The 26,394-nt window shown below is 70.3% G+C and carries 26 protein-coding genes; 14 read left to right on the forward strand and 12 right to left on the reverse strand.

Annotated elements, in window-relative coordinates; translation table 11 throughout:
• Positions 1-55 precede the first annotated feature (55 nt).
• The 4 genes from ASG80_RS05230 to ASG80_RS05245 all read left to right on the forward strand — a co-directional run bounded on the left by ASG80_RS05230 (position 56) and on the right by ASG80_RS05245 (position 3,307).
• Positions 56-808: an SDR family NAD(P)-dependent oxidoreductase gene (locus tag ASG80_RS05230; RefSeq protein WP_056729106.1), complete on the forward strand. Its 753-nt coding sequence runs from the start codon at positions 56-58 to the stop codon at positions 806-808.
• An 89-nt stretch (positions 809-897) separates the two neighbouring features.
• Positions 898-2,085 carry a CE1758 family FMN-dependent luciferase-like monooxygenase gene (locus tag ASG80_RS05235; RefSeq protein WP_056729107.1) on the forward strand — a complete coding sequence of 396 codons (1,188 nt, stop codon included), beginning with the start codon at positions 898-900 and terminating at the stop codon, positions 2,083-2,085.
• A gap of 2 nt (positions 2,086-2,087) precedes the next feature.
• The gene (locus ASG80_RS05240; RefSeq protein ID WP_056729108.1) at positions 2,088-2,570 is read left to right on the forward strand and encodes a MarR family winged helix-turn-helix transcriptional regulator; all 483 of its coding nucleotides are present in this window, start codon (positions 2,088-2,090) and stop codon (positions 2,568-2,570) included.
• A complete protein-coding gene (locus tag ASG80_RS05245) occupies positions 2,567-3,307 on the forward strand; it encodes a CE1759 family FMN reductase (RefSeq protein WP_082589777.1) in 741 nt (246 codons plus the stop codon). Before ASG80_RS05240 ends, ASG80_RS05245 begins: the two co-directional genes overlap by 4 nt.
• Before the next feature lie 63 nt (positions 3,308-3,370).
• Here the strand turns inward: ASG80_RS05245 and ASG80_RS05250 are convergent, their stop codons facing one another.
• From ASG80_RS05250 to ASG80_RS05260, 3 genes are all read right to left on the reverse strand, one after another.
• Positions 3,371-3,676, reverse strand: a complete 306-nt coding sequence (locus ASG80_RS05250) for a nitroreductase family deazaflavin-dependent oxidoreductase (RefSeq protein WP_235508180.1) — start codon at positions 3,674-3,676, stop codon at positions 3,371-3,373.
• Between the two features lie 127 nt (positions 3,677-3,803).
• Positions 3,804-4,157 carry a nuclear transport factor 2 family protein gene (locus ASG80_RS05255; protein WP_056729110.1) on the reverse strand — a complete coding sequence of 118 codons (354 nt, stop codon included), beginning with the start codon at positions 4,155-4,157 and terminating at the stop codon, positions 3,804-3,806.
• Between the two features lie 128 nt (positions 4,158-4,285).
• Positions 4,286-5,278, reverse strand: a complete 993-nt coding sequence (locus ASG80_RS05260) for an AraC family transcriptional regulator (RefSeq protein ID WP_056729111.1) — start codon at positions 5,276-5,278, stop codon at positions 4,286-4,288.
• A gap of 135 nt (positions 5,279-5,413) precedes the next feature.
• On the opposite strand from ASG80_RS05260, the gene ASG80_RS05265 reads away from it, so the two are divergent.
• Entirely contained in the window at positions 5,414-6,229 is an 816-nt protein-coding gene (locus ASG80_RS05265; protein WP_056729112.1) for an SDR family oxidoreductase, read from the forward strand.
• A 101-nt stretch (positions 6,230-6,330) separates the two neighbouring features.
• Positions 6,331-7,371 carry an NADPH:quinone reductase gene (locus tag ASG80_RS05270; protein ID WP_056729113.1) on the forward strand — a complete coding sequence of 347 codons (1,041 nt, stop codon included), beginning with the start codon at positions 6,331-6,333 and terminating at the stop codon, positions 7,369-7,371.
• A 64-nt stretch (positions 7,372-7,435) separates the two neighbouring features.
• Here ASG80_RS05270 and ASG80_RS05275 read toward each other — a convergent pair whose 3' ends face one another.
• From ASG80_RS05275 to ASG80_RS05305, 7 genes are all read right to left on the reverse strand, one after another.
• A complete protein-coding gene (locus ASG80_RS05275) occupies positions 7,436-7,711 on the reverse strand; it encodes a hypothetical protein (protein ID WP_056729114.1) in 276 nt (91 codons plus the stop codon).
• 74 nt (positions 7,712-7,785) lie between these two features.
• Complete coding sequence (locus tag ASG80_RS05280; RefSeq protein ID WP_056729115.1) at positions 7,786-8,883, reverse strand: hypothetical protein; 1,098 nt, start codon at positions 8,881-8,883, stop codon at positions 7,786-7,788.
• Between the two features lie 77 nt (positions 8,884-8,960).
• Positions 8,961-9,815 carry an alpha/beta hydrolase gene (locus tag ASG80_RS05285; protein WP_056729116.1) on the reverse strand — a complete coding sequence of 285 codons (855 nt, stop codon included), beginning with the start codon at positions 9,813-9,815 and terminating at the stop codon, positions 8,961-8,963.
• Positions 9,816-9,847: 32 nt separating this feature from the next.
• The gene (locus ASG80_RS05290) at positions 9,848-10,672 is read right to left on the reverse strand and encodes an alpha/beta fold hydrolase (RefSeq protein ID WP_056729117.1); all 825 of its coding nucleotides are present in this window, start codon (positions 10,670-10,672) and stop codon (positions 9,848-9,850) included.
• A gap of 171 nt (positions 10,673-10,843) precedes the next feature.
• Positions 10,844-13,624: a LuxR family transcriptional regulator gene (locus tag ASG80_RS05295; RefSeq protein WP_082589778.1), complete on the reverse strand. Its 2,781-nt coding sequence runs from the start codon at positions 13,622-13,624 to the stop codon at positions 10,844-10,846.
• A 179-nt stretch (positions 13,625-13,803) separates the two neighbouring features.
• A complete protein-coding gene (locus tag ASG80_RS23410) occupies positions 13,804-14,154 on the reverse strand; it encodes a hypothetical protein (protein WP_156401664.1) in 351 nt (116 codons plus the stop codon).
• Entirely contained in the window at positions 14,151-14,729 is a 579-nt protein-coding gene (locus tag ASG80_RS05305; protein ID WP_235508181.1) for a helix-turn-helix domain-containing protein, read from the reverse strand. Before ASG80_RS05305 ends, ASG80_RS23410 begins: the two co-directional genes overlap by 4 nt.
• 296 nt (positions 14,730-15,025) lie before the next feature.
• Between ASG80_RS05305 and ASG80_RS05310 the strand changes: the two genes are divergently transcribed.
• From ASG80_RS05310 to ASG80_RS05335, 6 genes are read left to right on the forward strand one after another with little or no spacing between them, the layout of a single operon-like run.
• The gene (locus ASG80_RS05310) at positions 15,026-17,311 is read left to right on the forward strand and encodes a carbon starvation CstA family protein (protein WP_056729120.1); all 2,286 of its coding nucleotides are present in this window, start codon (positions 15,026-15,028) and stop codon (positions 17,309-17,311) included.
• Positions 17,311-17,571, forward strand: coding sequence for a YbdD/YjiX family protein (locus ASG80_RS24380; RefSeq protein ID WP_056729121.1), 261 nt, complete (start codon positions 17,311-17,313; stop codon positions 17,569-17,571). Before ASG80_RS05310 ends, ASG80_RS24380 begins: the two co-directional genes overlap by 1 nt.
• 23 nt (positions 17,572-17,594) lie before the next feature.
• Positions 17,595-18,779 (forward strand): sensor histidine kinase, encoded by a 1,185-nt coding sequence (locus tag ASG80_RS05320; RefSeq protein ID WP_056729122.1) that lies wholly within the window; start codon positions 17,595-17,597, stop codon positions 18,777-18,779.
• Positions 18,776-19,543, forward strand: coding sequence for a LytTR family DNA-binding domain-containing protein (locus tag ASG80_RS05325; protein ID WP_056729123.1), 768 nt, complete (start codon positions 18,776-18,778; stop codon positions 19,541-19,543). Before ASG80_RS05320 ends, ASG80_RS05325 begins: the two co-directional genes overlap by 4 nt.
• The gene (locus ASG80_RS05330) at positions 19,540-19,959 is read left to right on the forward strand and encodes a hypothetical protein (RefSeq protein WP_056729124.1); all 420 of its coding nucleotides are present in this window, start codon (positions 19,540-19,542) and stop codon (positions 19,957-19,959) included. Before ASG80_RS05325 ends, ASG80_RS05330 begins: the two co-directional genes overlap by 4 nt.
• Complete coding sequence (locus ASG80_RS05335) at positions 19,956-21,440, forward strand: cation acetate symporter (RefSeq protein WP_056729125.1); 1,485 nt, start codon at positions 19,956-19,958, stop codon at positions 21,438-21,440. Before ASG80_RS05330 ends, ASG80_RS05335 begins: the two co-directional genes overlap by 4 nt.
• A gap of 23 nt (positions 21,441-21,463) precedes the next feature.
• Here ASG80_RS05335 and ASG80_RS05340 read toward each other — a convergent pair whose 3' ends face one another.
• Both ASG80_RS05340 and ASG80_RS05345 read right to left on the reverse strand, forming a co-directional pair.
• A complete protein-coding gene (locus ASG80_RS05340; protein ID WP_056729198.1) occupies positions 21,464-22,144 on the reverse strand; it encodes a response regulator transcription factor in 681 nt (226 codons plus the stop codon).
• A complete protein-coding gene (locus ASG80_RS05345; protein WP_056729126.1) occupies positions 22,137-24,215 on the reverse strand; it encodes a sensor histidine kinase in 2,079 nt (692 codons plus the stop codon). The genes ASG80_RS05340 and ASG80_RS05345 overlap by 8 nt, the downstream gene beginning before the upstream one ends.
• Before the next feature lie 197 nt (positions 24,216-24,412).
• On the opposite strand from ASG80_RS05345, the gene ASG80_RS05350 reads away from it, so the two are divergent.
• Entirely contained in the window at positions 24,413-24,880 is a 468-nt protein-coding gene (locus ASG80_RS05350; RefSeq protein ID WP_056729127.1) for a hypothetical protein, read from the forward strand.
• Positions 24,864-26,375 carry a multicopper oxidase family protein gene (locus ASG80_RS05355; RefSeq protein WP_082589779.1) on the forward strand — a complete coding sequence of 504 codons (1,512 nt, stop codon included), beginning with the start codon at positions 24,864-24,866 and terminating at the stop codon, positions 26,373-26,375. The genes ASG80_RS05350 and ASG80_RS05355 overlap by 17 nt, the downstream gene beginning before the upstream one ends.
• The last annotated feature ends 19 nt before the right edge of the window (positions 26,376-26,394 follow it).

Genomic DNA, 26,394 nt, shown 5'->3' on the forward strand with positions numbered 1-26,394 from the left:
CCGCGTCTGCCCCCAATCGCTACGCTGAGGATGACTCGAGCTGCGAGGTGACGAGATGCTGCTGCAGGGCAAGAACGCGATCGTGTACGGAGCCGGGGGAATCGGGCGGGCCGTCGCCCTCGGATTCGCTCGCGAAGGCGCCACGGTGCACCTCGCCAGCCGCGCGCCGGCGCACCTCGAGGCCGTCGCCGACGAGATCCGGGCGGCCGGCGGCGCCGTCGAGATCGCGGTCGTCGACGCACTCGACGAGCCGGCGGTCGACTCGCATGCCGACGCGGTCGCTGCCAGCGCCGGGAGCATCGACGTGTCGATCAACCTCATCTCCATCGACGACGTGCAGGGAACGCCGCTCGTCGAGATGTCACTCGCCGACTTCGAGCAGCCGATCCGCAACGCGGTGCGCACGACATTCCTGACGTCGCGGGCCGCGGCGCGACACATGATCCGGCAGCGATCGGGCGTGATCCTGACGTTCGGCGGCCAAGGCGACCCGATCCGCGACTACTCGATCGGCGGCTTCCAGGTCGCGCTGTCGGCAGTCGAGATGCTCCGCAAGCAGCTCGCCGCCGAGCTCGGCCCTCACGGAATCCGCGTGGTCGGGCTGACGACGGGCGGCATCCCCGAGACGATCCCCGGCGACTTCGAGGGACGTGACGCGCTCATCGCCTCGCTTGCCGAGCCGACCATGATCGGCCGCACGGCCACGCTCGCGGATGTCGCGAACGTCGCCGCGTTCGCGGCATCCGATCGGGCGGCCGCGATCACCGGCTCCGAGATCAACATCAGCGCCGGCGCCATCGTCGGCTGAGCGAGTCGCCGGGTTCGGGTGACGCCGCCGGGGAATACATGCGCAGTCATGTTGTTGCATCGGACATCACCCGCAGAAAGGCGGCCCCGATGCAATTCGGAATCTTCACCGTCGGCGACATCGCGCCCAACCCCGTCACGGGCTACACGCAGAGCGAGGCGGAGCGCATCGACAACATCGTGCGCGTCGCGCAGCGGGCCGACGAGGTCGGACTCGACGTCTTCGCGCTCGGCGAGCACCACAACCCCCCGTTCATCCCGTCCTCGCCCACCACGCTGCTCGGCCACATCTCGGCGCTGACGAAGCGGATCATCCTGAGCACATCCGTCACCCTCATGACCACGAACGACCCCGTGAAGGTCGCCGAGGACTACGCGATGCTCCAGCACGTCGCGAAGGGACGGCTCGACCTCATGGTGGGTCGCGGCAACACAGTGCCCGTGTACCCGTGGTTCGGAAAGGACATCCGCCAGGGCGTGGCGCTCGCCCTCGAGAACTACAACCTGCTGCATCGGCTGTGGCGCGAGGACGTGGTCAACTGGGAGGGCAAGTTCCGCACTCCGCTCCAGGGATTCACCTCGACCCCGCGGCCCCTCGACGACGTGCCGCCGTTCGTGTGGCACGGGTCGATCCGCACCCCCGAGATCGCGGAGCAGGCGGCGTTCTACGGCAACGGCTACTTCGCGAACCACATCCTCGCCCCCAATTTCCACTTCAAGCCGCTCGTCGACTTCTACCGCGAGCGCTTCGAGCACTACGGGCACGGCACGAGAGAGCAGGCGATCGTCGGCCTCGGCGGCCAGGCGTTCATCGCCAATCGTTCGCAGGACGCCGTGAACACGTTCCGCCCCTACTTCGAGAACTACCCGCTGTTCCGCGGCAGCTCGCTCGATGACTTCATTGCGCGCACGCCGTTGAGCGTCGGCAGCCCGCAGGAGGTCATCGACAAGACCCTCACGTTCCAGGAGGGCTTCGGCGACTACCAGCGCCAACTCTTCGCGCTCGACAGCATGGGGCTGCCCGTCGAGATGGCGCTCGAGCAGGTGGAGTTGCTCGGCACCGAGGTCGTCCCCGTGCTCCGCAAGGAGATGGCCGCCCGTCGCGCGCCCGGAGTTCCGGATGCCCCGGTGCACGCCACGCTCGTCACCGCGAAGTACGGCGACGAGGCGCCGCGCCAGCCGCGTCCGAACCCGAACCGGGGCGACAACCTCTCTGGAACCTCGCCCTACCAGGACAGCGACTCCGAGTTCGAGGCGCACTTCCCGTTGGCGGTCTGACCGTGGCCGGCGACATCCGACTTGCGAACGAGGCATGGGAGGCGCTCTTCCGCGCCCAGGCCACGATGGAGCGCGAGTTCACCGAGGCCGACATCTGGGTGGAGGTGCTGCCCAAGGAGTACGGCGTGCTCTACGCGCTCTCCACCGCATCGGACGGCCTGAGGATCAGTGAACTGTGCGACGACGTGCTGCTCACCCAGCCGGGGATGTCCCGGCTGGTCGCCCGGCTCGAGCAGCGCGGGCTCGTCGAACGCAGTGACGACCCCACCGACGCGCGGGCCTGCCGCATCCGTCTCACCGCCACCGGGATCGAGGCCCAGCGCCGGGTCGGCGCGGCCCACGCCCGCCGCGTCGCCAGGGCGATGACCCGCGCACTCGACCCCGAACAGCTCGTGGTGCTGCGCGACCTCAGCCTCGCGCTGCTCGACGGCGCCCACCGGGACGGCGCAACCACGGAGACGACACCCGAGAGGATCCACATATGACCGCCGAAGCACCCCGCCCGTTCGACACCGCCTCGGCGGGCGCGAGCGCACCGGCATCACCCGTGCGACTCGTCATCGTGAGCGCGGGCGTGAGCGAGCCCTCCTCGACCCGGCTGCTTGCCGACCGGACGGCGCAGAAGGCCATCGACCTGCTCAGCGATGCCGGCGTGCCCGCGAGCGTCGGGGTCATCGAGTTGGGGCCGCTCGCCGTGGACATCGCCCAGGCGATCGTCTCGGGATACCCGGGCGAGCGCCTGCAGACGGAAATCGAACGGCTCGCGGCCGCGGACGCGGTCATCGCGAGCACCCCGGTGTACAAGGCCGGGATCAGCGGCCTGTTCAAGTCGTTCGCCGACGTGCTCGACAACGACCTGCTCATCGCCACGCCCGTCATCCTCGCCGCCACCGCAGGCAGCGCCCGGCATGCGATGGTCGTCGACGAGCAGATGCGGCCTCTGTTCGCGTTCCTGCGCGCAATGCCCACGCCGACGTCGCTCTTCGCGGCACCCGAGGACTGGGGCTCCTCGGCGCTCGGCGACCGCATCGAACGCGCCGCCACCGAGTTGGTGCTGCTGCTGCGCAGCGGCGTCGGCACTGCCATCGCCGAGAGCGCCTGGGCCGAGTACCAGCATCAGTTCGCCGGGAACGCGAGCCGCGCCGAACGGGCCGCATCGGACGTCGACTTCAACACCGATCTCATGCGCCTTGCCGCCGGCGGCAGTGCGCTCGCTTCGTAGACGCCGGCGCGCCGGTCCGACGCTACGGCCGCGTCAGGACGATGGCCGCAGGGAACCGGCCGACTACCCCCTGAAGAGCGGTTTGGCCAAGGCAGCGGCGTCCTCCGGGCCGATCAGGCGAGGTTCCGTCGCCTGTTGGACCTGCCCCTTCCACGTCACGGTGGCGCCGTCGGCCGCCAGGACGTTCCTGGCCCAATTGGTCTTCGGGCCCCATGGCAATCCGATGAGGAGGGTGTCGGTCGACAGCGTCGGGATCACGGCGACCGGAGTGGCATAGTGCGTTCCGCTCCGTCGTCCGTCGTGGTGCATGATCGCCCAGAGGGGGAACCAACGGCGCCCGGAGAGAGCCAGAGCCGACGGCGCGCTCACCTGCCGCACCCATCTGGGCGGCGGCCCTGGAGCACGAGTCGATGCACCCATGGGTCAAGCATCCGCGATTGCAACAGAGTTGTCGCGGCATCCGAAGCCCTGGCCAACGGCCATGACTCCGACCCCCTCAGCTGGGAAGTTCGACGGTGTAGGAGACGATCTCGGTGATGCGTCCGTCGTCGAAGTCGTAGACATCGCACGACGCGACGATCGACACGTCTCCCCCCGCCTCGGTGTATCTGGCGAGGCTGTCAACCACGACGCTGTCCTCGCCCACCACCGTGCGGAATCGCTGGAACTCGGTCGTGACGTCGGCGAGGTCCGCGGCGGTGCGCTCGCAGGCCTTCTTCACGGCCTTCCGCCCGATCAGGGGGTCGCCGCCGACGAGCGTCCAGACGACGTCGTCGGCGAGGTGCGGCAGCGCGAGCTCGAAGCGGTGGCTCGAGAACGCGCGGGCGATCTTCTCGGTCGTAAGTTCCATGAGGCCTGCCCTCTCGCGCGGCATCCCGCGCCTTTGCGGATGACGGATGCGATCAGCCTACGCTCGCCGGAGGGCCGCGTTCGAGCGGCGACCAGGTTCCCTGGACCGCGGCATCCTGATCGAGGCGCTCAGCCGAACACTGCGCTGCTCGGGCGAAGCGCCCCAGGCCCGACCGGCGGGCTCGCTCGCCGCACGGCCCCGGGCGTCGTACCGTGGTGCCGCTTGAATGCGCGACTGAACGCAGCCTCCGAGGTGTAGCCGACGCGACTCGAGATCGATGCGATCGGGTCGGTGGTGCGGGTGAGCTCCGAATGCGCCTGCTCGAGCCGCCAACCGGCGAGGTAGCGCATCGGGGGCTCGCCGACGAGCGTCGTGAACCGCTCGGCGAACGCCGATCGTGACATGTTCGCCTCCCGCGCGAGCTCGACCAGGGTCCAGTCGTGGTCGGGACGAGCGTGCATGCGACCGAGGGCGCGCCCGACGTGCGGGTCACGGAGCGCGGCGAGCCATCCGGTCGCAGGCACCTCGGCGTTCTGCAACCACCAACGCAGCACCTGGATGACGAGCACATCCGCGAGTCGTGTCATGACCGCCTCCCCGCCCGGCTGGATGTCCTCCGCCTCCCGCGCGAGCAGTCGCAGGACCGTCTGGAAGGAGCCCGCTTCCCGATCGTCCCAGGCGTCGACGCGAATGAGGCCGGGCAACTCGGCGATCAGGCGAGCGGTGAGCGGCGCGTCGACCCGCATCGCGGCGTAGGCGATCTGGGTGCGATCACCGCCACCACCGAAGCGCATATGCTCGAACGTCTCGCTGACCTGCTCCACCGGGATGTCGAATAGCGGAGTACTCGCCGCGTGCGTCGCGCTGAGCAGTCGGTGCGGTGCGCCCCGGGTGATGAGGGCCGCGCTTCCGGCCTCGAGCGTGTGCCGCTCGCCACCAATCTCGAGGATGCATCTGCCGGCAAGCACAACCGGGAGCATCATGAAGCCCTCGAGCTCGGGAAACTCCACGCCCCACGGCGCGGAGAGGTCGGCCCGGCAGTAGAGCGCGCCGTTGAACCGCAGCAGATGGAGGCCACCGCCGAGGTGATCGTCGGCGACCGGGATGCGGGGGTTGACCATGCGTCCACGATGCCATGCCGTGCTGCCAGAAGTCCCGACATCCGGACGATCAGCATAGATATCCGCACTCGCGGCGATTGTTCGTCCGCTCGAAAGCAGCGAGCGTGGACGTACAACCAACCGAAGGGAAACCCCATGTCACCCACCATCGCCGTGATCGGCTCCACCGGAAAGACCGGCCGTCGCGTCGCAGATCTGCTCGACTCGCGAGGTCACATCGTGCGGCGCCTGGCCCGCGACACGAACCCGGCCTTCGATTGGGAGCGACCCGACCAGTGGGCCGCCGCGCTGCACGGTGTCGACCGCCTGTACGCGGCCTACGTCCCCGACCTTGCGGCTCCCGGGTCGGATGTCGCCATCACCCGACTCGCGCAGGTCGCACACGAGGCCGGGGTGCAACGCATCGTCCTGCTGTCCGGGCGTGGCGAAGATGGCGCGCGCCGCTGCGAGGACATCCTGCTCGACGCGCACGTCCCTGCGACGATCGTGCGAGCGAGCTGGTTCACCCAGAACTTCACCGAGGGCGTGCTGCGCGACGCGGTGTTCACGGGGGTGCTGGCGCTTCCTGCGAGGAGCATTCGCGAGCCGTTCATCGACGTCGACGACATCGCGGCGGTCGCCGTCGAGGCACTCACGGGTGAAGGCCACGAGGGGCGCGTGTATGAGGTGACCGGCCCCGAGCTGCTGACCTTCGCTGAGATGGCGACCATGCTGTCCGAGATCACCGAGCGTGAGATCACCTACCTCCCAGTGGGTTTCGACGACTTCCACGCCGCGGTCGCCGCGGAGCAGGGACCGGAGGTCGCAACACTGCTCACGGAACTGTGCCGCGAGGTGTTCGACGGCCGCAACGAGTCTACGACCGACGGCGTGACGGAAGCGCTCGGACGCCCTCCGCGCGACGCACGTGCGGTGCTGACCGAGGCGGCCGCCGCGGGCGCCTGGACATGAAGCCGACGCTGGACGACCTCGAGCTCGGCCTGTAGCGAGCGGTCTCGCCCTCCGAGGCGTGAGCCCGGAAGAACGACCGCCCCCGCGGCGTTGCCTCCAGCATGAGAGCAATCGTGTACTCGCAGACCGGTGACTCGTCCGTCCTGCACCTGGTGGAGCGCGCCATCCCCGAACCCGGCCCGGGTGAAGTCAGGGTGAAGGTCGTCGTGTCCGGGGTGAACCCCACCGACTGGAAGGCCCGGGCGGGCGCGCGACCCGGCAGGCCGACGCCGTTCCCCGAGGTGGTTCCCGACCAGGACGGCGCGGGCATCGTCGACGCGGTCGGCGCCGGGGTGGCCGGGTTCGAGGTCGGCGACCGGGTCTGGGTGTTCCTCGCCGCCCATGAGCGTGCCACGGGCACGGCGCAGGAGGTCACGGTGCTGCCGGCCGAGCGGGTCGTCCACCTCCCGGATGCCGCGAGCTTCGAGATCGGCGCATCCCTCGGCGTTCCCGCGATAACGGCACATCGCGCCCTCACCGTCGCCGACGGCGGCCCTGCGCGACTCGGGCCCGGAACGCTCGACGGCCGCACGGTGCTCGTCGCGGGTGGCGCCGGTGCCGTCGGGCATGCGGCGATCCAGCTCGCGCGGTGGTCGGGCGCCCGGGTCATCACGACCGTGAGCTCGCCCGAGAAGGCCGCCCTCGCGACCGCGGCCGGCGCCCACCACATCGTGAACTACCGGGAAGGCGACGCTGCCAAGGTTATCCGCTCCATCGAGCCCGACGGCGTCGACATCGTCGTGGAGGTGTCGCCGGCGCGAAACGCCTCACTGAACGCGAGCGTCATCGCCAATCACGGCACGATCTCCGTGTACGCGACGGACGGCGGCAGCGAGATGACGCTCGACGTGCGGAGGCACTTCTCGCTCAACGCGCGGTACCAGTTCCTGCTGCTCTACACGGTCGGTGAGGCGCCCCTCGCGGCCGCCGCCGAGGACATCGAGCGCGCGCTCGCCGACGGTGCCCTCCCCGTGGGCGAGGAGGCGGGGCTCCCACTGACGCGCTTCTCGCTCGAACGCACCGCCGAGGCCCACGATGCGGTGGAGGCGAGCACCGTCGGCAAGGTGCTCATCGACGTCTCGCCCGTGACGACTCGGCTCTGAGGCATCCACCGGCATCCTCTCTGCGAACAATGGGCGCCATCGACAATCGTGGTATGGTCACGCCCTACTCCTCCTCGTCCTCCTCCTCGAGTTCCTCGAGCGCGTCGGCGGCGTCACGGTTGCCAGCGGCCGCAAGACGGCGGAGCTCGTCTCGATCGTCGGCGTCGATGGCGAGCTGCACGAGCTGGTCGGCAGCATCACGGCTCCCCCGATCGGCGAGGCGCCTCAACTCGGCGACGTCCCCACGTTCTCCCGCCCGTTCCACCAGCTCGTCGATCGCGTCGGTGTCGCCGCGTTCGGCGCGGCGGCGCAACTCATCCAAGTCGTTCGTATCGCTCATGTCCCCGAGGCTGCCACTGTCTGACGGATGCCGCACCTCATCCGGTCGATCGATCGGAAGAGCGACCGTGGCATTCAGTACGTCTGGTGGATGATCGCCTGGGCGACCGCCTGCGCGCCATAGCCCTGGATCCGGTACAACGTGTGGCCGTCGGTCAGGAACGCCCTCGACGCCCGACCGCCCTCGGAGTTGGCGACGGCCCGAGCGTGGGCAGGGGCATCGGCGAGCTCCGAGGCGGTGAATCCCGCATCCGCGTCGGGTGCCAGGAGGCGGTCGAACAGCGGCGCGAAGCCGCGCGCCGTCGAGATCGTGACCCACGTCGACCCGTCGACCTGCAGCTCGCAGGTGAAGGTGCGAGCGGCGGCGTGCACGGCCTCGTCGAAGGACCTCGGAGCCTCGGCCATCGGTTCGCTCATGACGTACTCCACCGTCGACCCGGCCGGCAGCTGCATCGCGGCGACGATCCCCTGCTCATCGAGGCCGCCGTCGCAGATCGCGTCGCCCTGCCGCAGCTCGACGGCCGGCCCAGCGAGCTGCGCGGCATCCGCCTGCTCGAGCTCCGTGAACGCCGACGCGGCGACATCCGCGAGCCGATCGATCACGACGGGGCCCCCGAGCGTGCCGAATCGCGTGCCGGTCGAGGAGCGCGCAGCGGCCACGATCATGGTGCGCACCCAGCTGTCGGCGACTGGCGCCGAGATGGCCCATCCAGGGTCGGCGAACGAGAAGGATGCCTCGATGCCGGCGATCTGCCGCGTCTCGGTCGACAGGCCCTCGCCGTCCAGTAGTGGGGCGTACTGGGCGGCGGCCCCGGGCAGCACCTCGACGCTCAGGTACGCCCAGTCGCTGGGAGCGTTGTACTCAGGCATTCCGCTGCCGACGCGCCACGAGCAGGCGAGGCCGCCGACCCCCTCGAGCAGGATGCTGTCGAAGGCGGCGCCCTGGTACGCCGCGACGACCGGCTCGACCGGCACGCCATCGGCACCCTCGAGCGTGTCGGCGACCAGGTCGGCCGGCACGAGGTCGTCGCAGGTCAGCGGGACGGATGCCACGGGCGTGGGGGTCTCCGATGCCGGCGGTGTCGGCGTCGATTCAGCGGCGGCGACAGAGCATCCGGTGAGGGCCAGCACGATCACGGAGGCCGTTGCGACGACGGCGGCGTTCGGGCGCATGGGACGAACATAGCGGTCGCACCCGCCCCGTCGAGCGCGAGCTGGAAGCGGCGCGCCGAACGCCGTCAGTCGCGAGGCTACGCGGTCGCCGCGGCCGTCGCCTTCGCGTGCGCCAGGCCCCAGTCGAGCGCGTAGTCGGCGACCTCTTCCCAGCCCGGTTCGGCGCAGATCCAGTGCGAGCGGCCCGGGAACTCGTGGTATTCGGTGAGCGCGGGCGACTTCGCGTAGTGCTTCGCGTTCGACGTGTTCACGGAGGGCGGCATGATGTGGTCCTCGCTGCCGCCGATGAAGAGCAGCGGCGCGCGATCGGCCGAGTAGTCGACCCAGGTCTCCTGCCTGCCGGGCTTGAAGTTCGCGATGAGCCCGTACGCCCACACCCAGTTGCCGGGCGCGGGGATGGCGAACTCCTTCCACACGGCGTCGGAGTCCTCGCGCGACAGCGTGTTCGCGAACGCGTAGTGGAACTCCTCGGGCGTGAACCCGACCGCCTTGTGCCGGTTCGCGGGGTTCTTCAGCGCCGGGAAGAGCGACTTCACCTGGGACAGCGGGTTCACGCGCACGCCCTCCGTCGGTGCCGAGTCCACCACGACGGCGGATGCCCCGAGCCCACGCGCGAGCAGCAGCTGGGTGAGCGTGCCGCCGAACGAGTGCCCCATGATGATGGGCGGCTTCGGCAACGCCTCGATCTGCGCGGCGATGTGGTCGACGGTGTCGGGCACGGTGAGCTTCGCGATGAGGTCGGGGTTCTCGCGCAGCGCGTCCACCTCGATCTCGAAGCCCGGGTACCCGGGCGTGAGTACGGTGAAGCCCTTCGCCTCGAAGCGCTCCTTCCAGTTGCCCCAGCTGCGCGGAGTCATCCAGAGGCCGTGCACGAGCACGATCGTGTCGGGGGCGTCGGGGTTCGGGGCGGTGGTGTCGGTCTGGTCGGTCATGATCGGTGTCCTTTCAGGGTGGGGTGGGGTGCTCAGGAATCGATGAACGCGAGCAGGTCGGCGTGCAGCCGGTCGCGTTCCGTGTCGGGCAGTCCGTGCGCGCCGTCCTCGTACACGGTCAGGGCCGCGCCCGCGATCGCCGCCGCGGAGCGCTTGCCGCCGACCTCGAACGGCACGATCTGGTCGTCGGATCCGTGGATCACGAGAGTCGGCACGTCGACCATCGCGAGATCGGGGCGGAAGTCCGTGGCCGAGAACGCGGCGATGCACTCGTAGGCGCCGCGATGGCCGCTGGCCATGCTCTGGAGCCAGAACGCGTCGCGCACGCCCTGCGAGACGTCGTTGTTGCGGTTGTTGCCGAAGAACGGCCCGTCGGCGAGGTCGAGGTACAGCTGCGAGCGGTCGGATGCCTCGCCGGCCCTGATCCCGTCGAACACGTCGATCGGCAGGCCCTCGGGGTTGTCGTCGGTGCGCAGCATGAGCGGCGGCACCGCCGAGACGAGCACGAGCCTCGCCACCCGGCTGCTGCCGTGCCGGCCGAGGTAGCGCACGATCTCGCCGCCACCGGTCGCGTGGCCGACGAGCGTGATGTCGGTGAGGTCGAGGTGCTCGATGAGGCGCGCGAGATCGTCGGCGTAGGTGTCCATCTCGTTGCCGTTCCACGTCTGGCTCGATCGGCCGTGGCCACGCCGGTCGTGGGCGATCACCCTGTGACCGTGCTCGGCGAGGAACCGCGCGGCGGCGTCCCAGGCATCCGCGTTCAGGGGCCAGCCGTGGCTGAGGATCACGGGCGTGCCGCTCGACCCCCAGTCCTTGTAGAAGATGCGCGCGCCGTCATCGGCGATGACGTAGGGCATGAGCGCCTCCCGGTGCGTCCGTTCGTTGCGTGGGTCGCGGATGCCTCGATGGTCCCGCCGCGCGCGGGGTGCTCGAACCACGTGGGGTACGTAGTCGTGTCGTGACGGGGATGGCGGGCGTGGACGTCCAGGTGGGCCGGTGCCGCGGGCGAGTGGCACGGCGGCGCGTGGTCAGCGCCCGGGGAACCGCTCCGAGAGCTGTCGCCGCGAGGTGACCTCGAGCTTCCGGAACACCTTGCGCAGGTGGTAGTCGACGGTGTTCACGCTGATGAAGAGGGCAGCGCCGATCTCGGCGTTCGTCTGGCCCTCGGCGGCCATGCGCGCGATCGTCGCCTCCTGCGGCGTGAGCGCCGCGGCATCCGCTTCGCCAGGTGCGTGCCGTGCGACGCGCTCGCCCGTCGCCTCGAGCTCCCGTCGCGCGCGGTCGGCGAAGGCCGGCGCGCCGACGCGCTCGAAGATCCCGAGCGCGAGCCTGAGCTGCTCCCGAGCCTCGCGTCGCCGCTTCGAACGACGCAGCCACTCGCCGTACACGAGATGTGCACGACCGAGCTCCCCCGGTGCGGTCGACTCCCCGAGGTGTTCGATCGCCGCCGTGTAGTGCGGCTCGGCCTCGTCGTCGGGCGCGAGCAGCGCGATGCTGCGCTCCGAGACGCCACGGATCCACGGCGTGCCGCTCGCCGCGGCGAACCCGGCGAGCCGGTCGGCTGCGGCGCGCACGGCAGCGGGCTTGCCGCTTCGCGCACCGGCTTCGACGTAGTCGGGCAGCTGCTGGTAGGTCACCTGCACGAACGGCCGATCGATCATCGGCTGCAGCCGATCGAACGCGTCGCGGTAGTGGCCGCCGGCGATCGCCCTGATGCTGAGCCCGGTCATCGCCACGGTCCACGCCCCGGCGAATCCCGTGGCGAGCACGGCCTGCGCGATCTGCTCGATGAGCTCGGTCGGGGCGCCGGCCCACGCGAGGTACGACGCGTTCACGACCTGCTCGGCGTCGTAGCCGATCGCCCGCCGCAGCTCGCGCACCTGCTCGATGTACCGAGCGGATGCCGCGGGGTCGCCCCGTACGAGTTCGACCAGTCCGAGCAACCACAGCGTCGTGTCGAGGTCACGCAGCAGGCCCGCATCCCGCGCCGCGTGAGCCGTGCGTTCGAGGAGTTCGACGCACATCCTTTCGTCCCACAGCGCCATCGTCAATGCGATGCCGAAGTGGCCGAGGTCGAGCAGCTGCGCGTCATCCGATTCACCCAGCATCGTGACCGCCTCGCGCATCACCGGCACGGCCTCCTCGTAGGGCAGCAGGATGTGTGCGCCGAGCGCGCGCAGCGCGATCGCCCGGGGACCGCCGGCAACCTCGGCGCCCGCGGCAAGCCGATGCCCCAGCTCCGTCAGCGAGGTTCCCTCCATCGCCCACTCCGCCGTGAGCGCCAACTCGAACGCACGCACGAGGGTGCGCTGCTCGAGTTCCGGCACCAACCCGTGGAACAGGTCGGCCGCGCGCAGCATGACGGCCGCTCCGCTGATGATGCCGGCCGGATCGGCGACGAAGAGCGCGAGGAGCGTGCGCAACGACAGCACCCGCCCCAGCGACACGGGGTCGAGGCGCTCGGCGTCGATGCGGTCGAGCAGGTCGAGGGCGAGCTGCGCCGCGCCCGCGGCTGCGGCTGCCTCGGCCGCAGCCAGGAGCCTCGCGTCGCGGTTGGGCCCTTCGGGCGTCAGCTCCGCGGCCCGCGTGAGCAGCCGCGCGCGGGACGCCGTTCCGCCCCGCCCGCCTGCGGCATCAGCGACACGCTCCAGATCGTGCGCGACGGCTTCATCGGTGCCGAGGGTCGCCGCAGCGGCATGCCACGCCGCGGCATCCGCTCGCCCGTGATCGGCCGCGACCTCTCGCAGCGTCTCGTGCACGCGCCGGCGGTCGGCGTCGGGCATGCCGTTGTACACGGCAGCGCGAACGAGCGGATGCCTGAACACCACGGCGTCGCGCACCGACGCGAGGCCGGCGCGCTCGGCGTCGGCCGCGGCATCCGCCGCCAGACCCAGCCGGGCGGCCGCCTCGCCGATGAGCACCGGGTCGCCGGTGGACTCGGCGGCGACGACGAGCAGCCACACCCGGGCCCCGGGAGGGAGCGCCTCGACTTCGCGGAGGTAGTGCGTCTCGAGCCGCTGCCCGACCGGCATGGGCGCCTGGGCTACGGACGATGCGGTGAGCTGGCGGGCCGTGAACTCCCGGGCGAGGTCGATGAGGGCGAGCGGGTTGCCGCCGGTCTCTTCGGCGATCTGTGTGGCGAGGAAGGGGTCGATCGTGGACGTCGCCGACCGATTCAGCAACTCGACCGCCGGCAGCGCGTCGAGGCCCCCGAGGTGGAGCACCGGCATGCCCGCCACGACGACGTCGACCCGCGGATCGGGACGCGACCCCAGCAGCAGCGCGATCGATTCGGCCTCCAGTCGGCGGGCGACGAACGCGAGCACCTCGAGCGACTCGGGATCCACGAGGTGCGCATCGTCGATAACGCAGACGACCGGCTCGACCTCGCCCGCGGCGGCGAGCAGCGACAGCATCCCGAGGCCGACGAGGTACCGATCCGGCGGCGGACCGTCGTCGAGGCCGGCCGCGATGCGCAGCGCCGCCGCCTGGCGCGGCGGGATGCTCGCGAGGCTCTCGGCGAACGGCCGACCGATGCGCTGCAGTGTCGCGTACGGCATCGCCGACTCGGCTTCGTAACCGTCGGCGCGAATCACGCGCACGCCCTGCGCGGCACTGGTGGCCCCGTCGAGCAGCGCTGTCTTGCCGATGCCCGGATCGCCGCGGATGAGGAGCGCGCCGCCGCGCCCGTTGCGGCCGCCCGCGACGAGGACGCCCAGGCGGTCGAGCTCGCCGGAGCGTCCGAGGATCGGGGGGAATGGGGTGTCGATGGACTCACGGTAGTGGGTCGTCGGCTCGAGTCCCAGCATCGGAAGAGGCGGAGTCAGCAGGCTCGGCTCAGCCGACCTGACTTGCCCTGCGCTCCCTCAGCCCCCGCGCGTGCGCCTGCCGGGCCGACCGCACCGGCGGGGAGCTGGCGGTCTGGCCGGGCCAGCTCTCCCCGGCGAGCCCCGGACTCAGATGGAGATCGCACCTGGCGAATGCGGCTTCACCTATGGGCCCTCAACGAGTATCCGCTCGACCATTCCCCACGCTCGATCGGTGAGGGAATCGCCCGGGAAGAACTCGCTGTAGAGGTCGTCCGCCGCCTCGACAGTCTCGATCTCGCAGATGGCGAGCAGCTTTCGGATGTCGTCGGTGTCGCGCCCGGGCCGATTGGCACGCCGGGATTGACGCGCAATGCGTCGATGTCAACGGTCGTCTGGCGCTCGTAGTGCCGCAGCGCCAACGCACATCCGCCGATGATGCGCAGGCCGGTGGGCTGGCCGGCGACCCTGAGCTCGCGGACGAGATCGCGCAGCCCGTCGATCAGGTCGTCTCGCGTGAACAGTGTCGTCATACGCTCTCCAAGGTGTCGCGCCACACCAAGACGCCACGATCGAGGAATTCCTGCGGCACCTCCGACGGCTGTGGGACCGGATCGGCAGGATCAACGCGAAGCGATCCAGCACGCTGCAACGAACGTCGCTCCTCGTCGACCCACGCCGGCAGCGGCACAGCCTCTTGGTTGAGTCGATAGGCCACGAGCGCCGCGATCGCGGCATCCCATACCTTCACGCCGGTCAGTTCCGGTTCCGTGACGGCGAGCACGCCGCGGACGAGGCCGCGTTCGGCGACGAGGTTGTCGTTCATCTGGATGTAAAGACGGAGCGCGAGTCGGGGTTCGTCGCGCTGGAGCGCGGAGCGGATATCGGCCGCCACCGTTGCGACATCGTCGCGGGTCGTGGGTGCCGCGTACAGACGGTGACCGCTGCCGGCGAGCAAACGCGCAACCGTGTCGAAGCGCGGATCGGTGCGGTGCCGCTCGGTGAGCGCAACGCGCGGCTGCGACAACTCGGCACGCCGGGAAAGCTCACGTTGCGTGAGGTTGCGGCTGCGGCGAGCGGCACGCACGAGCGTTGCGGCGTCTGACATGAGATCACCCTCCCGCCGCTTCATGATTCGGTAAACAGAATCATACAGCATGCTTATCCAAGTGACGAAACCTAGCCGACGAGCCCGGCTCCCGATCGGGATCTCGATGAGGTGTGCCGAGGGCATGACGGCCGCGGCATCCGACCGCCGCCCGGAACGTCGCGTTGGGCCGCCGTTCGTCGCAGAAATCGCCCGCCTGCCGCACCAAGCGGCCGCTGACCGTGCTGGGCCGTCGAAGCCACCGGCCGCTTCGTAGCGTGAGCGTACGCAACGACGCGACCCCAGGAGGTTCCCCCATGACTTCAGAGCTCCGGCGAACGACGATCGAAGCCCCCGGCGACGAACGCGAACCAGATTCGAGCCTTCCACCGACCTCACTGCCAGAGGCCGAGCGCGAGCGCGAGCGCAAGTGGACCTGGCCGAAAGTCCTCCTGTGGACGGCCGTGGCCCTGCTCGGCGGCGTCGCGTGGGTGATGATCGCCCTCGTTCGCGGCGAGACCGTGAACGCGATCTGGTTCGTGTTCGCCGCCGTCTGCAGCTACCTGATCGGCTACCGCTTCTATTCGAAGGTGATCCAGCGTTACATCACACGACCGGATGACCGTCGCGCGACGCCGGCCGAGGTCAAGGGTGACGGCAAGGACTTCGTGCCCACCGATCGCCGAGTGCTGTTCGGTCACCACTTCGCCGCGATCGCCGGCGCCGGCCCCCTCGTCGGTCCCGTGATCGCCGCGCAGATGGGCTACCTACCCGGCACGATCTGGATCATCGTCGGCGTCATCCTCGCCGGCGCCGTGCAGGACTACCTGGTGCTGTTCTTCTCGATGCGCCGCGGCGGACGCACCCTCGGCCAGATGGCCCGCGACGAGCTCGGCAAGATCGGCGGCACCGCCGCCATGGTCGCCGCGCTGCTGATCATGCTCATCATCATCGCGATCCTCGCGCTCGTGGTCGTCAACGCGCTCGGCGAGAGCCCATGGGGCGTCTTCAGCGTGGCGATGACCATCCCGATCGCGCTCTTCATGGGCGTCTACCTGCGCTACCTGCGTCCGGGGAAGATCACCGAAGTGTCGATCATCGGCTTCGTCCTGCTCCTCGCCGCGATCGTCGCGGGAGGCTGGGTCGCCGCCACCCCTTGGGGCGCCGAGTTCTTCCACCTCGACCGCACGACGATCGCCTGGGGCATCATCATCTACGGCTTCATCGCCGCGATCCTGCCGGTCTGGCTGCTGCTCGCCCCGCGCGACTACCTGTCGACCTTCATGAAGATCGGCGTCATCGTGATGCTCGCCGGCGCGATCGTGCTCGTGCGCCCCGAGATCACGGTGCCCGCGTTCAGCGAGTTCGCCGGCGGTGAGCTCGGCCCGGTGTTCTCCGGACCCCTGTTCCCGTTCCTGTTCGTGACGATCGCGTGCGGCGCCCTCTCGGGATTCCACGCCCTCATCGCATCCGGCACGACACCGAAGCTCATCGAGAAGGAGCGCCAGACGCGCTTCATCGGCTACGGCGGCATGCTGATGGAGTCGTTCGTGGCGATCATGGCGCTCGTCGCCGCGATCTCCCTCGATCGGGGCATCTACTTCGCGATGAACGCCTCGGCCGCCGCGACCGGTGGAACCGTCGAGGGCGCGGTCGCGTTCGTCAACTCGCTCGGCCTCGCCGGCGTCAACCTCACGCGCGACATGCTCACCTCGACGGCTGCGGCCGTCGGCGAGGAGTCGATCATCTCCCGCACCGGCGGCGCACCGACGCTCGCGCTCGGCCTGGCGCACATCCTGCAGCAGGTCTTCGGCGGCGCGGCCATGGCGGGCTTCTGGTACCACTTCGCGATCATGTTCGAGGCGCTCTTCATCCTCACGGCCGTCGACGCGGGCACCCGTGTCGCGCGCTTCATGCTGCAGGACTCGATCGGCAACTTCGTTCCCAGGTTCAAGGACACGGCCTGGCGGCCGGGCGTCTGGATCACCACCGCGATCATGGTCGCCGGATGGGGCTTCATCCTGATCCTCGGCGTCACCGATCCGCTCGGGGGGATCAACACCTTCTTCCCCCTGTTCGGCATCGCCAACCAGCTGCTGGCGGTCATCGCACTCGCCGTCGTGCTCGCAATCGTCGCCAAGCGCGGCAGGAGCTACTTCAGGTGGCTCTGGATCATCGCCCTGCCGTTGGGATTCGCCGCCATCGTCACGATCACCGCCTCGATGTACAAGATCTTCTCGCCGGTGCCGCAGGTGGGGTACTGGGCCAACCACATCGCATTCCGCAACGCCCTCGATGCCGGCGAGACCTCGTTGGGCACGGCAGGCAGCGTCGAGGCGATGGAGGCGGTCGTGCGCAACACGTTCGTGCAGGGCACGCTGTCCATCGTGTTCGTCACCCTGTCGATCATCGTGCTGATCACGTCGCTCGCCGCGACCAGCCGAGCCCTGCGGAACGGCGGGGGCGAGAACCACGAGGACCCGCCCGTACCCTCCCGTCGATTCGCCCCTTCCGGGGTGATCGCCACGAAGGCCGAGCGGGCCGTCGAACGCGAGTGGGCCGCACTCCCCGCCGAACGGCAGCCGGAGACGGTGCGCCACTGATGACCGGCAGCACTGCAGGGCGTCCCGCCCGAACCATCACGGTTCGAGCGGGCGTCCCCGCCGCGTTCGGGCTGCTGAAGCGCGGATGCCGCGGCATCGCGTGGTACATGCAGGACCTGATGGGCGACAATTCCTATCGGAACTACCTGGAGCACCACCGCTCGAATCACGGCCCCGAATACCCGCCACTCAGCGAACGCCAGTTCTGGCGACAGAGAATGGACGACCAGAACCGCAACCCAGGGGCCCGCTGCTGCTGACGACGACGTGACGAGGAGCGCACATGACCGACGCCGTGTTGCTCGTCGCCACCGGGCTGGGCATCGGCGTCGCGCTGACGCTGCTCGTGCAGACGGCGTGGCGACTCGCCCGCGGCTCGCGGGACCTCGGCAGCGACGCGGAACGCGCGACGTTCCGCACCCTCTCGCTCGCATCGCGCGCCGCGGTGCACCTGCGTGGCGGGCTCGACACGAGCGACGTACATCGAGCGGCGCGATCGCTGCGGGCCCTCCTCGGCAGTGACGCGATCGCGATCGCGGATCGGCGGGGAGTCGTCTCGATCGACGGCCGACCCGACCTCTCGGCTGCAGCGTGGCAGGTGGCCTCGAGCGTCATCGAGACCGGGCAACGGCAGCTCTTGACCGCGAACGCCGACTCTGGCGCCGCCGCGGTCGGAGCGCCGGTCTTCGCCAACGGCCGCGTCGTGGGCGTGATCGTCGCGTTCGCCGCCAGGGTGCGACCCCCGCTCGTACGCGCGACCACCGAAGTGGCGAAGTGGTGCGCCGCGCAGATCGAGCTCGGCGAGCTCGAGACCTCGCGTGCCGCTCTCGCCGAGGCGGAGCTGCGCGCCCTGCGTGCGCAGATCAGTCCGCACTTCGTCTACAACGCGCTCAGCGCCATCGCCTCGTACATCAGCACCGACCCCGAGCGCGCCCGCGACCTGCTGCTCGACTTCGCCGACTTCATCCGGTACACGTTCCGCCGCCAGGGCGAGTTCACCACGCTGGCCGAGGAGCTGAAGAGCGTCCATTCGTACGTCGAACTGGAGCGGGCACGGTTCGAGGAGCGCCTGAGCGTCACGTTGCGCATCGCGCCCGAGACGCTCGCGACCGTCATCCCGTTCCTCAGCGTGCAGCCGCTCGTCGAGAACGCCATCCGGCACGGGCTCGAGCCGCGGGAGCGCGGCGGCACCATCGTCATCGGCGCGCGCGATGACGGCACGCATACCGAGATCACGGTCGACGACGACGGGGTCGGCATGCAGCCCGCCGAACTGCGTGCCCTGCTCACCGCCGGTGAACGCACCGACCATGTGGGCCTGCGCAACGTCGACTCCCGGGTCCGCGGCATCTACGGCGACGACCACGCGCTCGTGGTCGAGACGAACCCCGGGGCGGGAACGATGGTGCGCATGCGCATCCCGAAGTCCCAGCCCTTCAACGAGACGGAAAGGCCGATGGACGGATGACTGCCGCTCACGCGGGCCCCGACGCGGGTACCGGCACGATCGACGTGCTCATCGCCGACGATGAGCGCCCCGTGCTCGACGAACTGGAGCAATTGCTACGGCGCGACGTGCGCGTCGGTGAGATCCGGCGCGCATCCTCGGGCTCCGAGGCGGTGCGGCTGCTGGCGGAGCACGCGGTGGACGCCGCGTTCCTCGACATCCACATGCCCGGCCTGTCGGGATTCGACCTGGCGCGCGCCCTGTCGCGATTCACCGATCCGCCGGCGATCGTGTTCGTCACCGCAGACGAGGCGGGCGCCGTCGAGGCGTTCGACTTCCAGGCTGTGGACTACATCCTGAAGCCCATCCGCCGGGAGCGGCTGCACCGGGCCGTCGGACGCATCCTCGCCGGGCGCGAGACACCGGAGCCAGTCGACACCATCCCCGACGAGACCATCCCCGTTCGGGTCGGGCACGTCACGCGCGTCGTCCACCGCAACGACGTGCGCTGGGTGCAGGCGCAGGGCGACTACTCGCGACTCGTCACCGAGACCGACAGCCACCTGATCCGCGAGTCGATCTCCGACCTCGAGCTGCGGTGGGCGGAGGCGGGATTCGTCCGCGTGCACCGCTCGTACCTCGTCGATCGCAACGCCATCACGACCGTGAAGCTGATCGGGTCGCACCCGACCCTCACCGTCGCCGGTGAGGAGATCCCCGTGAGCCGACGGTCGATCTCCGTGGTGCGAGAGGCGATCCTGCAACCCCGGGAGGAGCGACGGTGACCGAGCTGGACGCACGCCCCGACGCGGCATCCGCTGAGCGTCGACGGGGGCAGGGCAGGCCGATCCGCGAGCGCGTGACATCCGCCGACCGCCTGTCGAACCGGCCCGAACCGCTCGTACGCGTCGGCAGGTCGCGCGTCAGCGAGGCGGAGACGCTGTTCACGCGCAGCCTCATGCGCGCCCAAGGACGCCTCGCCCTGGCCTTCGTCGTCGCCTTCGTGGTAATCGTGGCCCTCGTCACGTTCGTGATCAGCGGGATACCGGCGCTGCACGACCTCTCGATCGGCGGCGTCCCGGTGCCCTGGATCATCCAGGCGTACGGCTTCTACCCGATCATCATCGTCTTCGCGGTGGCCTACACGCTCGCCGCGATGCGCACCGAGCGCCGGTTCGAAGCCCTCGTGGAGCACGAGTGACTCCGCTGCTCGCCCTCGGCGCGATCGCGCTCGTGCTGGTCGTCACCTCCGTCATCGGCGTCTACGGACTGCGCATCTCGCGTACCACCAGCGACTTCTTCGTCGCGTCGCGCACCGTGCGCCCCATCTGGAACGCGTCGGCGATCAGCGGCGAGTACCTCTCGGCCGGGACCTTCCTCGGGCTGTCGGGGCTCGTGCTCCTGTCGGGCTCCGACGCATTCTGGTTCCCCATCGGCTATGCGGCCGGATACCTGCTCGTGCTCATGTTCGTCGCCGCTCCCCTACGCCGAAGCGGCGCGTACACGATCCCCGATTTCATACACGCTCGCCTCGATTCCCTCACGGCACGCCGCATCACGAGCGTGCTCGTGATGGTGATCGGCTGGCTCTACATCGTTCCCCAGCTGCACGGGGCCGCGCTCGCCCTCAACGTCGTCGCCGACATCCCGCCCTGGGTCGGCGCGGTCATCGTGGCCGTCGTGGTCAGCGGCTCGGTCGCAGCCGGCGGGATGCGGTCGATCACGTTCGTGCAGGCGTTCCAGTTCTGGCTGAAGCTCGGCGCCCTCGCGGTTCCCGTCATCTTCTTCGCGATCACGCTCAGCGGGAACGAGCCGAGCATCGACCCCGCCCTCGTGTTCCCGCCCGAGAGCGGTCCGAGCGGGCTCGACACCTACACCACGGCGTCGTTGCTGATCGCGCTTCTCTGCGGCACGATCGCACTGCCCCACGTGCTCGTGCGGTTCTACACGAGCCCGACCGGCAGTTCGGCCCGCTGGACGACCGTGATCGTCATCGCCATGATCAGCGCCTTCTACATGGTCTCCAGCACGATCGGCCTCATCGCCCGGGCGACGGCACCCGATCTCGCCCAGCCGGGTGTGGCCGACACCGTGGCGCTCCTCCTGCCGTCCCGCCTGATCCCCGGCGTCGTGGGCGACCTGCTCACCGCGCTGGTCATCGCCGGCGCACTCGCCGCGTTCCTCGGAACGTCCTCGGGGCTCGTGGTATCGCTGTCGAGCGTGGTCAGCCAGGACCTCTTCCACGGCACGGTCCGCTCCTTCCGGTGGGCCGCCGTGTTCTGCACCGCGGTTCCGCTCGCCGTCGCGCTCGCCACCGTGCCGCAGGGGCTCGTCACCTCGGTCGGCACCGTGTTCGTCTTCGCCGCCTCCGCGCTCTCACCGGTGATCGTGCTCGGCATCTGGTGGCGACGCCTCACCGCCCGCGGGGCCATCGCCGGAATGCTCGTCGGCTCGGTGCTCTGCGGGGCCGCACTCATCGGGTCGTCCGTCTTCGGGCCGGACGCCGGCCCCGCGGCCGCCCTCCTCGCGCAGCCCGGGGCGTGGACGATCCCGGCCGCGGCGCTGACCAGCATCGCCGTCTCGCTGCTCGATCGCCGGACTCCGCTGAACACCGATCGGATCCTCAGCCGGCTGCACACCCCTGAGCTGCCTCGAACTCCGGGTTCGCCGAGCGGGCTGTGACGGGCTCGACGGAGTCCGACCGATTACGACCCAGCGTCGTTCTGCAGGAACGCGAGCACCGCCGCGACGCGACGGTGCACGCCGGTCTCAGGCAGCCGGAGCTTGGTGAAGATCGCGTTCACGTGTTTCTCGACCGTGGACGACGACAGGAAGAGCGACTGCTCGATGCCGGCGTTCGTCTTGCCCTGCGCCATCTCGCGGAGCACATCGAGCTCCCGCGGCGACAACGCCGCGAGCGGGCTCGCCGCACCTGCGCTGCGGCGGCGCACGAGCTTGTCGACGATCTGCGGGTCGATGACCGAGCCGCCGGCCCGCACCTCGCGGAGCGCGTGGACGAGGTCCTCGAGGTCGCCGACGCGGTCCTTCAACAGGTAGCCGAGGCCCGCCGAGCCTTCGGCGAAGAGTGCGAGCGCGTAACTCTCGTCCGCGTGCTGCGACAGCACCACCACGCCCGTGTCGGGGTGCGTCGTGCGTATCGCGCGGGCCGCCTCGATGCCCTCCATGTGATGGCCGGGCGGCATCCGGATGTCGGTCAGCACCGCGTGCGGGGAGAGCCGCCGCACGGCGTCGAGCAGCTCGGTCGCGTTGCCCGTGCCCGCGACGACGTCGACCTCGCCGGAGTCCTCCAGCAGGCGACGCACCCCCTCGCGCACGAGGTAGTTGTCCTCGGCGATCACGACGCGGAGGACGTCCGGCTCAGCCAACGGGCTCCCCCTCACGATCGGCGGGGCGATCGACCGGGCGATCGACGGGCAGCTCGACACGCACGATCGTGCCGGTGGGCTCGTTGGCCGTCACGTTCACCGTGCCCCGCAAGGCGGCGACCCGGTCGCGGATGTTTGCGAGACCCCCGCGCGTCGCCGACGCCGGCGCGAGCGTGCCGATGCCGCATCCGTCGTCGCTGATCGCGATGCGAAGGCGCCCGTCGTTGCGTGCGAGCCCCACCGACGCATGTGTCGCGTGTGCGTGCTTCGCGGTGTTCGCGAGCGCCTCGCGTACCACGTAGTACGCCGTCGTCTCGACGTCGTCGGGGAACCGCTCGGCCCGCACGGCGGCATCCGCCTCGACGGTCAGCGGAATCGGGAAGCGCGCCACCCCCGACTCGACGGCGGCGACGAGCCCGTTGTCGCTCAGCACGGGTGGGTGGATGCCGCGGGCCAGCTCCCGCAGGTCGGTGAGCGTCTCGCGGGCCTGGTCCTGCAGCTCGACCAGCTCCTCGGCCGTGAGCTGACCCCGCTGCAGCCGGTTGCGGGCGAGTCGCAGCCCAGCGATCTGCGCCACCACGTTCTGCTGGATCCCGTCGTGCAGGTCGCGCTCGAGCCGCTTGCGCTCATCGTCCTGCGCGGCGACCAGCCGCTCCCGCGACGCGGTCAGCTCGTCGAGCTGCTCGGCGAGTTGCGCGGTCAGTCGCACGTTGGCGACGGATGCCCCTGCCTGGCCCGCGAACGTGCGAAGCAGCGTGCGCTCGGCGTCGCTGTACTCGCCGCGGTGCCGCGGACCGACGTCGATCCGCCCGAGCGTCTCCTCGCCGCGCACGAGGTCGATGGATTCGACCGCCTCGCCGGCCGGCTCCCCTGAGACCCCCGCTGGTGACTCGGCGAGCGTGCCGTCCGTCGTGGCCAGCCGGATCCGCACCCACGACGCGTCGAGGCCGTCCTGCACCGCCTCGGCCAGCCGCATGAGCAGGTCGCGCGGCTCGACGGCCTGCTCCAGCCGCGCGCCGAGCTCGCTGAGCATGGTGAGCTGGCGGTCGCGGTCGCCGAAGAGGGCGCGGTGGATCCATCGCTGCATCCACGCCCGGACCGGCAGCAGGCAGACGGCGAGCAGGGTGGTGATGAGCACCGCCGGGAGGACCGCGAGCCGATCGGAGAGCAGCACCGCGGGCGTGGCGACGCCGATCGCGTAGACGACCGTGATGAGCAGGCTCGACGAGCGTGCGACGAGGCGGCTCCTGTCGCCCGGTGCGATGTCGAACGCGCCGTAGCGGAGGATCCCGTGAATCGCGGCAGCCGGCAACGCGATGAGTGTCGCGTAGACACCGACCTCCGCGAGCCGGTTGCCCGGCAGGAACGTCCACAGCGCGAACGCCGTAATGGCCGCGCCGACCGTGATCGCCATGACCCGGGTTCGGGCACGGACCTCGGCCTCCCCGAAGAGGGCGCGGAAGCCGAGCACTCCGACCCCGAGGACCATGGCCGGCCACGGCTGATACACGAGGTAGTACACCGCGGGGGCCGCCCACTCCAGCCAGGGCACCACGAACGGATTCGGGATCGCGTCGCCGGTGGTGCCGGTGTAGGGCGGCATGACGACGTGCGCTGTCGTGAGCAGGGTCAGCGGTCCCACGAGCGCCGGAGTCCAGAGGAACGCGACGGCGACCCGCTGCCATCGCCGCTCGACCGAACCGGTCGGGAAGGTCGCGAAGACGATCAGCAGCGCCGAGGTCGCCGAAGCGTCAGCCGTCAGCCCGACCAGGTTGACGAGCGGGAACCACGGTTGTTGCAGCATCTCCGGGTTCCGCTGCACGAACGTCTCATACGCCGAACCGACGAGCATCGCGGTGGCGGCCAGGGCGATGAGCAGGGCGATTCGCGACGACGACACCGTGAGGAGCCACATGCCGAACACGAACAGCGGCAGCACGCCGAGCAGCGGCCAGCCGAGCCCATGATCCGCGCCCGCCTCGATGAACCCGAGCACCACGACGATGTAGACCAGCGAGGCCGTGCCGATCACGCCCAGCGTTGCGAGCCAACCCCACCTGCGGACCACCACAGTCCCATCGTCCTCCTGCCGGGCCGTTCACGGGAGAGGGCCTTCCTCGATGTCCCTTGGCGGCTGACCCCCATGCAGTGTACGGCCCGCCCCCACCCGGAGTCGGGTTCACCGCCTTCCGGCGATGGATGTCTCCGACGAGGGTGAGGTGCGAGCGGATGCCGCGGACGGCCGCCGCACGAACAGGGAGTGACATCATGCGCAGGATCTACTCGGTGATCGCCTGGGTGATCGCCGGCGGCGTCGTCGTACAGGCCGCGTCGATCGGGTTCGCCTTCGGGGGCGTGCTGAACCACGTGCAGGAGGGCGGCGTGGTCGACAAGGCCCTCATCGAGAGCGACCAGTCGGGGTTCACCGGCCAGCTCGGCTTCTGGATCCACGAGATCGGCGGCGGGGTCGTCATCCCGCTCGCCGCGGTCGCGCTGCTCGTCGTCTCGTTCTTCGTGCGGGCGCGCGGCGCCCGGTTGTGGGCGGCGATCGTGCTCGGACTCGTCGCGCTCCAGGCCACGCTCGGGTACGCGATCACCGACGTGCCGTACATCGGCCTCATCCACGGTGCCAACGCGCTGGCCGTGCTCGCCGCTTCGGTGATCGCCGCCCTGCGCGTCGGGCGGATGGCGCGAACCCGCGTCGAGGAGGCGACCTCGGATGCCGTCGCGGCGTGAGCTCTTCAGGCGGGCCGTGATCGGCACCGCGGTGATCACCGCGGTCGGGGCCGGCACGCTCGCGTGGAGCTCCACGCTGCTCGGCGAGTACTCGGTCATGGACATGGGCGACGGCCACGCCGACCACGGCGGGCACGAGGCCGGGGCATCCGAGACATCCGTGGCGTCCGGCACCGTCGGCGGGTCCGGCGAGGTCAGTGTCACGGCGCTGACGGCGGAGGCCGACCGGCCGGCCGACGTGCACGTCGAGCTCGTGGCCCGACAGGAGACCATCGACGTGCCCGGCGGCCGACCGATCGAGGGCTACACCGTGAACGGCACGTCGCCCGGGCCAGAGATCCGCGCGCGGCAGGGCGACCTCGTCGAGGTCGAGTTCGTGAACGAGTCGGTGACGGATGGCGCGACGCTGCACTGGCACGGCATCGACGTGCCGAACGCGGCCGACGGCGTCGCCGGCATCACGCAGGACGCGGTGCCCGTCGGCGGCCGCTTCACCTACCGGTTCGAGGCCACGGATGCCGGGACGTACTGGTACCACTCGCACCAGGTGTCGCACGAGCAGGTCGAGCGCGGACTGCTCGGAGCGGTCGTCATCGAGCCGGCCGGGCAGCCGGCGTCGCCGGCCGATGGCACCTCCGACGTCGACGTCGTCGCGATGCTGCACCTCTACGGCGGCCAGCACACGCTGAACGGGCGGGCGAAGGACGAGCACGTGGCGGCCGAGCCCGGCTCGACCGTGCGGGTGCGCGTCGTCAACACCGACCAGGGCACGGCGGCCGTGTGGTCGGACGGACCCTTCCGCGTGGTCGCGACCGACGGCCATGACGTGAACCAGCCGTCCGAGGTCGAGGGGCAGCGGGTGCTCATGCCCGCTGGGGGCCGCGCGGATGTCGCGGTGCGCGCGCCGGAGCACGGCACCGTGCGCCTGCACGTCGGCGGCGCCCGCAGCATCCTCATCGGCGACCCGGACGCGACCGCTCCGCCGTCACCGCAGCCGTCGGAGACGCTCGACCTGCTCGCCTACGGCGCGCCGGCACCGCTGGGCTTCGACCCCGCGTCGGCCGACCGCACGTACGACTACGTGATCGGTCGCCGATTCGGCATCATCGACGGCCGCCCGGGCAACTTCTGGACGATCAACGGGCGCATGTTCCCCGACGTGCCGATGTTCCACGTGGCCGAGGGCGATGTGGTGCGGATGCGCATCGTCAACGACACGGGCGACGTGCATCCGATGCACCTGCACGGCCACCACGTCGTGGTGCTCTCACGCGACGGCGTCGCGGCATCCGGAAGCCCGTGGTGGGTCGACTCGCTCGATGTGCGACCGGGCGAGTCCTACGAGATCGCCTTCGTCGCCGACAACCCGGGCATCTGGAGCGACCACTGCCACACCCTCTCCCACGCGGTCGACGGCCTCGTCACCCATGTCATGTACGAGGGCGTCACGACGCCCTTCACGATCAACGGCGCCGCGGGCAACCAGCCCGAGTAATGACGCGCACCTCGAGGTG

The organism is Agromyces sp. Soil535 (genome assembly GCF_001428255.1).
In the GTDB taxonomy this organism is placed as follows: Bacteria; Actinomycetota; Actinomycetes; order Actinomycetales; family Microbacteriaceae; genus Agromyces.